Below are 11,650 nucleotides of genomic sequence, written 5' to 3'. Positions count from 1 at the left end.
CGCGATGACATCTCCACTACGCGGCTGGACTACTGCGGCGAGTCTCGTTCACAACGGCGCTGGACCACAGACGCCCTTGTGCGCTGGGGGTCTCGCGATAGCTTCGCCGACGGCGGTTGAGGGTTACGCGGGACACGCGTGCACAGATTTTCAGAAAGGGGGGTACCAGCGACATCGCCGGCTCTCCTCCTCACACCGCATACGCTTCCGTAGTGGTGATGTACCGGTGCCCGGTCGGCGCGCTCCACACCACGTCACCCTCGCTGCCGCGCTGCACTTTCCAGCTTCCCGCTGTCTTGAGCCGATGGTGCCTGCGGTTCGTTTGCGCGTGGTGGAGTGAAAAACCTGTACACGCGTGTCCCGCGTTACCGTCAACCGCCGTCGGCGAAGCTATCGCGAGACTCGCTGCGCGCAAGGGCGTCTGTGGTCCAGCGCCGTTGTGAACGAGACTTGCCGCTGAAGTCCAGCCGCGTAGCGGAGATGTCATCGCAAGGGGTTTATTGGGGAAAAGCGGGACGGCGGCCAGCGGTTAGAGGATGGGAAAAGCGGGTTGTCCAGCTGGACGGGACAAACTGACGTTGGTCAAGCCGTCACAGAATCCGCGACACGGCCGGCGTACGTAAGACAGCCTGCTGCGTCGCTGTGCGCGAGATCGCCAGTGCGGTAGAAGCCACCGCCGCGGTACGACGCCATCGCCGATTCCGTGTCGCCGAAGCATCCTGACATCAGCCCGACCGGCCGGTGTGCGAGCTCGACGCAGATCTCGCCTTCCTCGCCTTGCGGGGACGGCTGTGCGGTGCGCGGATTGATCAGCACGATGGAGTGGCCGGGCAGCGACTTACCGATCGCTCCCGGCTGCGCCGTAAGACCAGCCGTGACACCGATCAGCGCGCCGGTCTCAGCCTGTCCGTATCCGTTGCGCACGTCGATACCCCAGTCGGTTCGCGCGCGGTCAGCCAGATCGCGCGCGAGGGGTGCGCCCAGCGAACGCGCCTCGCGTATGGACGCCGGCAGTCGGCCGTCTTCCCGCAGCAGGCTCGCCCACGCCGCCGACGTCACGCACAGACTGCTGACACGCTCCTCGCCAAGCACGTCGAGCAGCAACCGGGCCGGCGCGTCGGGTGTCCACCGCACCGCGACAACGCTCGCTTCGGCATTGAAGGGCTGAAAGAAGGTCGACCAAACGTGCTCGGCCGACCCGGCATCCGTGACGGCGACATGCACGTCGCCTGGTAGCAGTCCGGTCCAATAAGTGCCGGGCAACGTGCCGATCGGATGCGCGTGCGTGTGGCACACCATCCGGACTCGACCGGCCTTGCCCGCGGTGGCGTATATCAGGAGTGGATCATCGATGCGAGTGACGCCGTCCGGGCTGAACGAGCGGCGCTCCAGATAAGCATCCGTATACGCGTGCCAACCGGGAACCTTATCGCCGACGCAGACCCGAATCGCGCGTGGCTTCACCGCGGTGAGCGTGTCGGTGGCCTGTCCGGCAGCGATGATGAGGGCCGGCGCCGCGCGGCCGATCGCCTCGCTCAGGTCCGCCGCCGTGGTCGTCGCGCGCACCAGGACCAGCACGGCGCCGAGCTTCATCACCGCGAGCATCACCTCGCAGAACGCGAGCTGATCGTCCAGCATGAGCAGCACCCGCTGGCCCCGGCGCAATCCGAGTCGGCGCAACCAGTTCGCGACCCGGTTCGAGGACTCGGACAGCTCGGCGTAGGTGACAGAGTTCGTACTCACCGCGCCGGGCACCCGCAGGGCGATCCGCGTATTGTCGACCGCGATCCGGTCGAACCAGTCCAGCGCCCAGTTGAAGTGCTCGGGCCGGGGCCACGAGAACCGAGCCGTGGCCGCCTCGTAGTCGTCCCGCAACGCGCGCAGCAGATCGCGGGCCGCCAAGAATCCGCGCGTCGCGCTCAGAGTGTGGCTACTCATGGGCACTCCTCGTCGTCGGCGAGGTCGAGCTGTCCCGGTTAAGGGAATCGGCGATCTCGCTGCTCGTGCCCTGATGCTAAGCCGGTAAGAGGCGCACGCGGCCGGCGTTCCGGGGATCGTGCGCGGGCCGCCATCCGGCAGCGCACGGCCAGGCAACGGCCGATGTCCAAACGTGCAATCGCTATGGTCTGCGGCCGAGCGCGGCGTATCCGGAGTAGCGGCGTACGTCGCCGTCGAGCGGATCGGCTCCGGTGTCCGGGTCGGGACGCCAGTGGATCATGTCCGTAAGGCCCGGTTCGACGAGGTCGTAGCCGGCCAGCATGTCAGCGATCTGCTGTCGGCTGCGGTAGTGGATCTGGTGGCTGGCGCGGGTGTACACGGCCTCGGCTCGGCGGGCGAGTTCCGGCTTGTAGTCGCTGGTGGCGTGGGTGATCGCGAGGTGGGAACCCGGGGCCGTGGCATCGCGATAGGCGGCCACGACCCCGGCCGGGTCGTCCTCGTCGGGGACGAAGTGCAACACGGCGATCATCAGCACGGCCACCGGTTCGGAGAAGTCGAGCAGTCCGGTGACGACCGGATCGGCCAGCACCGCCTCCGGATCGCGCAGGTCGGCGCGCAGTACGGCGGCGTGTGGCGCATCGGCGAGGATCGAGCGGCTATGCGTGACCGCGACGGCGTCGCTGTCCACGTAGACGACACGCGCGTCCGGGTTCGCGACCTGCGCGATCTCGTGCACGTTGCCCGCTGTCGGAATTCCGGAGCCGAGATCGAGGAACTGCGCGATGCCGATCGAGGTGAGGTATCGAATCATGCGATGCACCACGCGGCGTTGAGCGCGAGCGATCTGCGGCATGTCCGGCAGCACCTTGATGTACTCCTCGGCCAGCGCGCGGTCCGCGGCGAAGTTGTGCGAACCGCCGAGGAAGTAGTCGTACATGCGCGCGGCGGACGGTGTCTCGATGTCGACGTCGTCCGGCGCCCAGACGGGCCGTTGGCTCACGACTTTCCCTTCGGCATGGTTCTGCTTCGCCGCGGTTGTGCGTTCCGGTCATCTTAGCGACCGCTCAATAGGAGACCGCGGTCCGCACGTCGAGGTTGCGGAAGCTCGGCTCGCCGGTGCAGATCGCCTGCAGCTCCTTGACGAACGCCGCGGTCGCGGGGTGGTCGGAGTTGGCCATCGCCTCCGGGTAGCTGGGGAACTCGACCACCGTGACGTACCGTCCGGGCCGGTCCCGGTCGACGCCGAGGACGGCCCAGCGGGCCGTGCGCCGCGCGCCGATCGCGGTGGCCCAGCGCTCGACGATCGGGTCCCATTCGGCGATCCGGTCGGTGTCGAACTCGACGAGCTGGACGAAGGATCCCGGAGCGGAGACCGACGGCTCGTCGGCCAGCGCGCCGGAGAGCAGTTCGCGCAGCTCCGGGGTGTCGGTGTGCCCGTGCACGGTGACCGCGTGGTGCGCGGCGGCGGCGACCAGTTCGGCGGGCTCGCCGGTGAGCGCCAGCGTGCAGCCGACCTCGTTGGGGACCGCACGGCAGTCGAGGATCTTCCTGGTCATGAGGGTGCTCCTGTCGTTTTTAGAGTTGGTTCTCGGTGATCGGTTTCGGTTAGGGACGGGCCTCGTAGACGGCGTTGAACGGCGTGTCGGCGGCGCGGCGGAACCTGCTGAACCCGGCCTGTTCGACGACTTGGCGGATCGCGGCCTCGCCGGCCTGCGCGCCCAGCGCGTGGCCGCCGGCTTGCGAGCGGGCGTTGGGCACGCACACGAAGGTGGAGAAGTTGTAATAGACCCGGCCGACCGGGTTCAGGTTGTCCGCGAGCGTGTCGCCGGCCAGCGGCTCCACGATCAGCCAGGTGCCGTCCTGGTCTAGCGTCTGGCGGATGTGCCGGGCCGCGCCGACCGGATCGCCCATGTCGTGCAGGCAGTCGCAGGTGGCGACCAGGTCGTAGCCGGTACCGGAGAACATCTGCGCCGAGGCGGCCTCGAAGTGAACCCGGTCGGCGACCCCCGCTTCGGCGGCGCGTTTGCGGGCGGTGTCCAGCGAGGCCCTGTGATAGTCAGAACCCTGAATCACCGCGTTCGGGTAGGTCTGGGCGAGCAGCACGGTCGAGGCGCCGTGTCCGCAGCCGACGTCGGCGACCCGGCCGCCGGCGGTGAGCTTCTCCTCGACACCGTCGAGCGCCGGGATCCAGCTGGAGGTGAGGTTGGCGATGTAGCCGGGTCGGAAGAACATCTCGGTGCCCGCGAACACGTCCTCGTGGTGCTCATGCCAGCCCATTCCGGCCCCGGTGCGGAAGGCATCGGTGATCTGCGACTCGGCCCGCAACGCGCCGAGGGCGAGCAGGAACGCGCCGGGCAGGTAGAGCGGCCCCTTGGGATCGGCTAACGCGTAGGCCTGCTCCTCCGTCAGCGAGAACTGGTCGGTGTCCGGGTCGTAACTGACGTAGCCGCCCGCCGCCTGTCCGCGCAGCCACTCCGTCACGTAGCGCGGGTCGGTGCCAGTGCGGCCGGCCAGCTGCTCGGCGGTGGCCGGCTGATCGGCGAGGTCACGGTAGAGGCCGAGCCGGTGTCCGACGACGACGTTGCCGGCCGCGATCGTGGCGCCGAGGTCGGCGACGAACTGACCCAGCAGCTCGTCGATCTTGTCTTGGTCGATGGTCATGGTCCCTCCTGGATGCATTGGCGCGCTCGGGCGTTTGCCGAGGTCGAGCTCTATAGCCGTCAGCCTGCGCGCGGGACCGTCTGCGGCAGCGTCAACGCATCGTCAATCGCAGCCATAGCCGCAGGCCGGGACCGAAGTTAAAGTGAGGACATGCTCCAGGTCCGGCTGCTGGGGAGAGTGGCCACGGAACGCAACGGTGAGCAGATCTCGCTTCCAGCTCCGGCCGGACGGCTGCTCGCTTTCCTCGCGTTGCGCCTGGGGCCGCACGACCGCGAGAACGTGGCAGTCCAGCTGTGGCCCGACGCGACTGCCGCAGCGGGCCGGGCGAATCTGCGGACCGCCATATGGGCGCTGCGCAAGGCCCTCGGCGATGACGTACTGGAAGCCTCCCGCACCTCGGTCGGGCTGCTTCCCGGAACGGTGACGGTCGATGTCGACGACTGCCGAGACCGCGCCGCAGCGGGAGACGCCGCGGCGGCGGCCGCGTTGTGCCACGACGAACTGCTGGCCGGATACACCGAGGACTGGGCTGATGCGGCGCGGCAGCGGCAGCGGGCGCAGCTCGCGCAGACGCTGGCCGAGCGGTCCGCGAGCACCGAGCGCGACGGCGACGCCGCTGACGCGGCGCGCTGGTCACGGTTGCGCTGCGCATTGGAACCGCTGGACGAGGCCGCGCACGCCGACCTGATCCGCCAGTTAGCGGCCGCGGGCGACCGCGCCGGTGCGCTGGTGGTCGGCCGGGACGTGATCACTCGGCTGCGCGAACAGCTCGGCGTGCGGCCGGGCCCCTCGTTGCGCGCCGCGCTCGCCGAGGCGCGAGGCCCCGGCGCCGCCACGTCGGCTTCCGCTCCAGGTCTAAACCGGCCGCTGTTCGGACGTGCGTCACAACTGCGCGCGCTGGCCGCGGCCTGGGCGGCGGCGCGGGCTGGCCAGGGCCGCGTCGTGCTGATCACCGGAGAGGCTGGGATCGGAAAGACCCGCCTGGTCGCCGAGCTGGCTCGCCGCGCGGACAACGCCGGGGCCGGAATCGCCATGGGCGCCGGGGTCGACGTCGGCGGCGAGGCGCCGCTGGCGATCTGGCAGGAACTGGTGCCGCAGCTGGCGCGCACGGTTTCCGCTCCGGAGAATGCCAACTGGGCATCCGACCTCGGCCGGCTGGCTCCCGATCTGCCCGCGCAGCTCGGCCGGGACGCGCCGCCGCCGGTCGTCTCCTCCCCCGAGCTGGAACGGTTGCGCCTGTTCGATGCGGTGCTGCGGCTCGTGGAGTGGGCCGCGGCGAACCGGCCGGTGCTCCTTGTCGCAGAGGACGTACACCGCGCCGATCCGGCCAGCATGCAACTGTGCGCGCACATCGGGCGGCGGCTCGCGGCCAGGCCCGTGCTGTTCGTGCTCACCCGGCGCGACCGGCCACAGCGCCCGGCCGCCGACGCGCTGATCGCGGATCTGGTCGGGCGAGGCGTCGAGGTGACAGAGATCGAACTCGGTCCGCTCTCGCAGGCTGAGGTCGCGGCGGTGGCCCGTAGTGTGGCCGATCTGCCAGACGCCGCGGTCGAGCAAGTGGTCGATGCCGCGGAAGGCAATCCGCTGCTGGCGGTGGCCAGCGCCCGCGCGCTCGCGGCCGGGCGAAGCGCTCCGCCACAGGACCTGCGGGCCATGGTCCGCGCCGCGACCGGAACGCTGCCGCGCCCGGCCCGCGACCTCGTCGAAGCCCTCGCCGCCGCGGGCCGGGAACTGTCCGCCGGCGAACTCGCCGCGCTGGCGCTGCCGGACCGCGACGAGGCCGAGCACGCCATCCTGGAAAGCGGCTTGGTCTTCCGCAGCGGCGGCGGCCTGCGGTTCCGGCACGCCCTGCTCGCCGAGGCGGTGCGCGCCGATCTCGGTGAGCAGGGCCGCCGCTACGAACAGCTCGCGCTCGCCATCGAATCGGCCGCCAGGTCCCCGGGCCCGGTCGCGGCCGAGGTGGCCGGTCATCTGCGGCGCGCCGGACGTGACGACCTGGCCGGGCCGCGCTGGCAGCGCGCGGCCCGGCATGCCAGGTCGCTCGGCGCGATGCCGGAGGCGGCCAGATTCTGGGCCGAGGCAGTGCGCTGCGACCCGGGCGCGGCGCAGCCGCGGCTCGAACTGGCCGAGGCCCTGGGCTGGCTCGGCCGGGAAGCAGAGTTCGAACGCGAATGGCAGGCGGCGCGCGAACTGCTCTCGGAGCGGGAACAGTCGGTCGCCTGGTGCCGGCGGGGCAAGGTGTTGCGCACGGTGGTGTGCAATCCGCGCGCGTCGATCGAGGCGTACCAGCGGGCGTGGGAGCTGTTGCCCGCCGACGCCCCGCACTCGCTGCGCGCGGACGTGCTGCTCGGCCTCGCCTGGGGCGAATCGGCCGCCGGAGATCCGGATCGCGCTGTCATGCTGCTGGGCGAAGTGGCTCGGCTCGTCGATCCGCACGACGATTCGATGGTGGCGGAGATGGCCAATGCCGAATTGATGTCGCTGCTGCGGCTAGGCAGGTTCGACGGTTGCGAAACGGCGGCCGAGCGCGGCGGTGCGGCCGCGCGGCGGGCTGGCCGGCCGGACCTGGCCTACAGCGTGTGGATCCATCTGACCTGTGCGCTTAGCTGGTCCGGCAATATGATCGGGGCGCTACGGGCCGCGGACGCCGCGGTCGCCGCGACCCGCGGATTCACCGCGATCGAGCTGCGATGCGTCGCCAGCCGGGCGTTCGTGCTCTCCCGGCTCGGCCGGCACGCGGAAGCGCTGCCGCTGGGCCGGGAACAGCTGGCCATGGCCGACCGCATGGACTCCCCCGCTGCCGCGGCCCTCGCCCGCCATGACGCGGGACTGATCGCGCTGGAGGCTGGGCAGCACGAGTCCGCCGCGCAGCTGCTCGGTGCGGCGCTCGACGAGGACGCCGAGATCAGCCGCCCGGCCGCCCGGCTCGCCCGCGCCGAGGCACTGGCCCGCTGCGGACGGCCGCAGGAGGCGTCCGCCGAGGTGCGCAGGGCCGCCCTTGAGCCGGTTCGCGCCGGCGATCAGCCGTGGGCACTGGTGCCGCGGATGACCCGGGTCCAAGGGCTGATCGCGCTCGCCCGCGGTGACCGCGACCAGGCCCGGCGCCGGATGCGCGAGGCGGCCGCGGTCTGGCAGCGCCACCTGCACCGCAGCACGGGCGCCGAGTACATGGCCAACTTCGTCGACCTCGGCCGCGCGCCCGTCGTCGGGTTGGTAGAACCGGAGCGGGAGTTGCGCAGGCTCACCGCCGAACTGGCCGCCCTCGATGATCTGGAGAGTCCCGAGCTTACGGAGGTGCTGTGATGCCCGAGTTCGAGCTGAGCGCGCCGAGTCGCGCGCCGGTCGAGGAGGTGTGGAAGCTGCTGTTCGACCCGGCGCGCTTCCCGGATTGGTGGGTCGGCATCGAGACCGTGCGCGAGGACGCGCCGGGCCGGTTCACCCAGTGGCCGACCGGCTATCCCGACTTCCCCATGCCGCAGAAGCTGCGCACCGACCGGTTGAACGGCCGGGTCACCGTCTCCTGTCAGGTCTCTGATATCAGCTTCGTATGGCAGCTCGCCGAGGTGGGCGCGGGTACCAGCATCCACGTGAGCGTCAGCCTGCCGGACCGCGAGGCGCACCGGCTGGACGGGCAGCGACGGGACGTCAAGGAATCGCTGGTGCGGCTGGCCGCGCTCGCCGAGGCGACGTCCGAAACGGTCAGCCGGTGACGCTGGCCGCTCCGGTCTCCAGGTGTCCGGTGAAGCGGCGCGACCAGGCGGCGTCGGTGCTGACCGTGATCGTGAAGTCGTACCAGCCGCCGCAGTAGGCGACCTGGTTGAAGTAGTCCGAGACGCTGCCGCCGGCCGGAACCGAGTAAGTCCACGGTCCGTCGCCGCGGTAGTGGTTCGAGGTGATGGTGAAGGTCGCCGGGCCGGAGCCGGAGTTCGTCATGGCGAACCAGATCGCGAGCTTGCCGGTGTCCGGCGCCGGGGCGTACGACGTGGTGACCTCGGCGTGCTGGCCCGCCGCGGCGGCGTCGCCCTGGAACCGGCGCAGGAAGCGGTTCGGACCGACGAGCGTCAGGTCGTACTTGCCGGCGCCGTATCCGGACCCGATGTTGAAGTAGTCGGTGACCGCGCCGCCGGCCGTGCAGGTGTACTGCCATGGTCCGCCGCTGCGGAACGCGTTGGCGTAGGCGGAGAATGTCGCGGCGCCGCTAGCCTGCGATCCCTGATTCGTCATCTCGATCCATAGCAGGATCTGGCCGTTCGAGCCGTATTGGATCGAGCTGACGTAGCCGTTGGGCTGGTACGGCAGCGCGCGGGCGGGTTTGGTGCCCGATTCCTGGGCGGGCAAGGCGTTTGTGGCCGCGGACGGGTTCAGCATGATGTCGCAGTAGTAGATGCTGATCGTCGAATCGGTGGCAGGCAGCGTCGAGGGCAGGCCGTAGACCGGGTTGGCGAAGTCGAAGGCGCCGGTGAGATCGCCGCAGATCTGACGGCGCCATGCGCTGATGTTCGGGCAGCGGGCCGGTTTGCCCAGCGCGGCGGTCCAGGTCTCCAGGAAGCGGATCACCGAGGTGTGGTCGTAGGTCTGCGAATCCACCCAGCCGCCGCGGGTCCACGGGGAGACGACGAGCATCGGCACCCGGTAGCCGAGCCCGATCGGGGTGCCGTTCAGGATGAACTCGCCGGCCGTTCCAGCGGGCGGCACCGGCGGCGGAACGTGGTCGAAGAACCCGTCGTTCTCGTCGTAGTTGACGAACAGCACGGTGGAGTCGAACACTGATTCATCGGCAGCCAGCGCCTGGATGACTTCGTGCACGAACTGCGCGCCGTCCTGCGGCGGGGCGTCAGGGTGCTCAGAGCATTGTTGGTTGGCGACGATCCAGGAGACCTGCGGCAGCGTCCCGTTCATCACGTCCTGCTTGATGGCGGCGGCGATGTCGGTCGGAGTAGATCCGGTGCCGCCGGGAACCGAACTCATACCATTGATATAGAGCGGGGAGCCGGTGGCAGCGTTGGTGAACTGCTTGAAGTAGGCCAGCGCGTTGTCGCCGAAGTTGTCGCTGCCGACCTGGTACAGCTTCCAGGTCACGCCCGCGTTCTGCAGCGCCTCGGCGTAGGTCTGCCAGCCGAGCCCGGACTCCGAGCCGCCGTCATAGGCCGGTCCGCCGGCGGTCCCGGCCGGGTCGATCATGCCGCTCCACAAGTACGTGCGGTTCGGCCCGGTCGCGCTCAGAATCGAGCAGTGGTAGGCGTCGCACACGGTGTAGGCATCGGCAAGCGCGTAATGGAAAGGGATATCCGCGCGGGTCAAATAGCCCATGGTGCGGTTCGAGCCCTTGGCGGCGATCCAGGAGTCCATCTTGCCGCCGTTCCAGGCCTGGTGCTGCGTGCTCCAGCCGTGATCGAGCGAGCCGTCGCACTGGGCCAGGGTCTCCGCGCTGGCCACTATGTTCCCGGAGCCGTTGCTCAGGTTCCACGGGTACTGCCGGCCGCTGCCGTTTGGCTGGTTGAAAACGCAGTTGCCGCCGGAGAGCAGCACGGTGGCGCGGTCGCCGAATCCGCGCACGCCTTTGAGCGTGCCGAAGTAGTGGTCGAAGCTGCGGTTCTCCTGCATCAGGATCACGACGTGGCGTACGTCGGTGATGGACCCGGTGGCGGCGGCCCTGGCGCGGGCCGCACGCAGCGGAAGGGCACCGAGCGCGGTTCCGGTGCCGACGGCGGCGGCGCCGAGCAGCGCGCGGCGGGAGAGCGGTGACATCGTCGAGAGAACCTTCCCGTTCAATGGGCTCGCCCGTGGGCGGGGCGCAGTGAGAAGATCTCGCAGCACTGCTGACGCGTCCAGACAAGTGCGGATGGCGGGCCGGTAAAGTCATTGCCAACTCGCGCTCCCGCGGCCGCGCTCGAGCTCTACATCTGGTTCTCGAGCACCGGCGAAGTGCGCGCCCTGCCGGGCCGCGCCCACGACCTGCGCACACTCATGGACGAACCGCGGCAAGCACCGCATCCAACGGCCACGGGATCCGGTCGAGGTCGACCGCTTCCGCCATGATCCCCGCATAGCGCAGCTTGCCGCCGGAACGGCCGCTCATCAGGCGTCGAAGCTGATCGTGCAGCGTCCGCTCGCGCAGCGCCGGCTGCCGTTGCAATCTGCGGAAAGACGCGATCTCGCCCTGAGCCTCGACGAGTTGCTCCACCTGCTCGGCGCCGATCGCCCGGATCAACTCGTCCTCCAAGTCCGCGGTGCACACGAAGAAACCATGCGCCTGCAGCTCGCCGCGAGCCAGTCCCGCGCCGAGGCCGGCCCGCGCGAGGCCCTGCACGAAGAAGCGCTCCTCGGCGCTGTCGTAGAGCCCTGCGACTGCGACGTCGAGTCCGCGCGGGCCGTAGCGGTCGAGGTAGTGCCCGACGTTGGTCGCGCCCCCCATCGCCAGGACGCGGATTCCCTCGCGGTCCAGATCCCGCCCGCGCCGCCGCGCCAGCACCTCAAGCGCCACCCGATCGCTGTGCCCTTCCACCAGCACGACGGCACGCGGACTCGCGCCTGCGGGCGAATCCGCGCTCCAGTTCGCGCTCGTACTTGGGCTCGTCTCCATTGACCTCAAGATAACGGCGCAGGCCGCCATCGCTCTTGGCAATAAATCCACGCGGCGCTGCGGCTGGCCGAGCGGTCAACCACGATACCGCTCGCGATCACATTCGATCACGGCCCGAACGATCCGCTGGCCGCCATCCTCCGCAGGAGCGAACCTCGCTCGTAGATGCCCTGGCCGGTCCAACTGCGATGCAGGAAAACCACATCCTGCTGCGGCCAAGCGCACGAGAGCGTCAGGCGCCCCAGAGCGACCTGCACTGCCCAGCTCGGTCGAATAGCGCAAGCTCAGTCATTCGGGCAGGCGGCGGACGTGGTCACGGCGCGACGGCCAGTTCGAGCAGCTGTCGTGCCGTGCCCTCGGGATCGACGATCTGATGCAGATGCCCGCCGGGCAGGTGCGCCACCCGCCATCCCCGCTTGCGTGCCTCGACGGCGAACTCGTCATACGGCGGGCTGAAGAGCAGGTACG

The 11,650-nt window shown here is 69.9% G+C and carries 8 protein-coding genes; 2 read left to right on the top strand and 6 right to left on the bottom strand.

All coding sequences use genetic code 11. The features are described 5' to 3' along the window. Positions 1 to 582: 582 nt before the first annotated feature. The 4 genes from VN779_RS03645 to VN779_RS03630 all read right to left on the bottom strand — a co-directional run bounded on the left by VN779_RS03645 (position 583) and on the right by VN779_RS03630 (position 4,593). Entirely contained in the window at positions 583 to 1,938 is a 1,356-nt protein-coding gene (locus VN779_RS03645) for an AMP-binding protein (protein ID WP_325720118.1), read from the bottom strand. 181 nt (positions 1,939 to 2,119) lie between these two features. Then, a complete protein-coding gene (locus tag VN779_RS03640; protein ID WP_325720116.1) occupies positions 2,120 to 2,938 on the bottom strand; it encodes an SAM-dependent methyltransferase in 819 nt (272 codons plus the stop codon). Between the two features lie 64 nt (positions 2,939 to 3,002). Continuing rightward, positions 3,003 to 3,494, bottom strand: coding sequence for a DUF1059 domain-containing protein (locus VN779_RS03635; protein ID WP_325720114.1), 492 nt, complete (start codon positions 3,492 to 3,494; stop codon positions 3,003 to 3,005). A gap of 49 nt (positions 3,495 to 3,543) precedes the next feature. Beyond that, positions 3,544 to 4,593: a class I SAM-dependent methyltransferase gene (locus VN779_RS03630; RefSeq protein ID WP_349260629.1), complete on the bottom strand. Its 1,050-nt coding sequence runs from the start codon at positions 4,591 to 4,593 to the stop codon at positions 3,544 to 3,546. 156 nt (positions 4,594 to 4,749) lie between these two features. Here VN779_RS03630 and VN779_RS03625 point away from each other — a divergent pair, with 156 nt between their 5' ends. Both VN779_RS03625 and VN779_RS03620 read left to right on the top strand, forming a co-directional pair. Beyond that, a complete protein-coding gene (locus VN779_RS03625; RefSeq protein WP_325720108.1) occupies positions 4,750 to 7,902 on the top strand; it encodes an ATP-binding protein in 3,153 nt (1,050 codons plus the stop codon). Next, the gene (locus VN779_RS03620; RefSeq protein WP_325720106.1) at positions 7,902 to 8,309 is read left to right on the top strand and encodes an SRPBCC family protein; all 408 of its coding nucleotides are present in this window, start codon (positions 7,902 to 7,904) and stop codon (positions 8,307 to 8,309) included. The genes VN779_RS03625 and VN779_RS03620 overlap by 1 nt, the downstream gene beginning before the upstream one ends. Here the strand turns inward: VN779_RS03620 and VN779_RS03615 are convergent. Beyond that, positions 8,299 to 10,347: a phosphocholine-specific phospholipase C gene (locus VN779_RS03615; RefSeq protein ID WP_325720104.1), complete on the bottom strand. Its 2,049-nt coding sequence runs from the start codon at positions 10,345 to 10,347 to the stop codon at positions 8,299 to 8,301. The genes VN779_RS03620 and VN779_RS03615 overlap by 11 nt on opposite strands. A 217-nt stretch (positions 10,348 to 10,564) precedes the next feature. Continuing rightward, on the bottom strand, positions 10,565 to 11,182 hold the full coding sequence (locus VN779_RS03610; RefSeq protein ID WP_325720101.1) for a TOPRIM nucleotidyl transferase/hydrolase domain-containing protein: 618 nt from the start codon (positions 11,180 to 11,182) through the stop codon (positions 10,565 to 10,567). Between the last annotated feature and the right edge of the window lie 468 nt (positions 11,183 to 11,650).

It is taken from the genome of Actinocrinis sp. (genome assembly GCF_035605935.1).
GTDB lineage: Bacteria > Actinomycetota > Actinomycetes > Streptomycetales > Catenulisporaceae > Actinocrinis.
Note: the sequence above shows the minus strand (reverse complement) of the source record. Positions and strands in the feature narration are given on the sequence as shown.

Coding starts and splice junctions, on each gene's coding strand:
- VN779_RS03645 (WP_325720118.1), bottom strand. CDS start 1,938: ATGAGTAGCCACACTCTGAGCGCGACGCGCGGATTCTTGGCGGCCCGC.
- VN779_RS03635 (WP_325720114.1), bottom strand. CDS start 3,494: ATGACCAGGAAGATCCTCGACTGCCGTGCGGTCCCCAACGAGGTCGGC.
- VN779_RS03625 (WP_325720108.1), top strand. CDS start 4,750: ATGCTCCAGGTCCGGCTGCTGGGGAGAGTGGCCACGGAACGCAACGGT.
- VN779_RS03620 (WP_325720106.1), top strand. CDS start 7,902: ATGCCCGAGTTCGAGCTGAGCGCGCCGAGTCGCGCGCCGGTCGAGGAG.
- VN779_RS03615 (WP_325720104.1), bottom strand. CDS start 10,347: ATGTCACCGCTCTCCCGCCGCGCGCTGCTCGGCGCCGCCGCCGTCGGC.
- VN779_RS03610 (WP_325720101.1), bottom strand. CDS start 11,182: ATGGAGACGAGCCCAAGTACGAGCGCGAACTGGAGCGCGGATTCGCCC.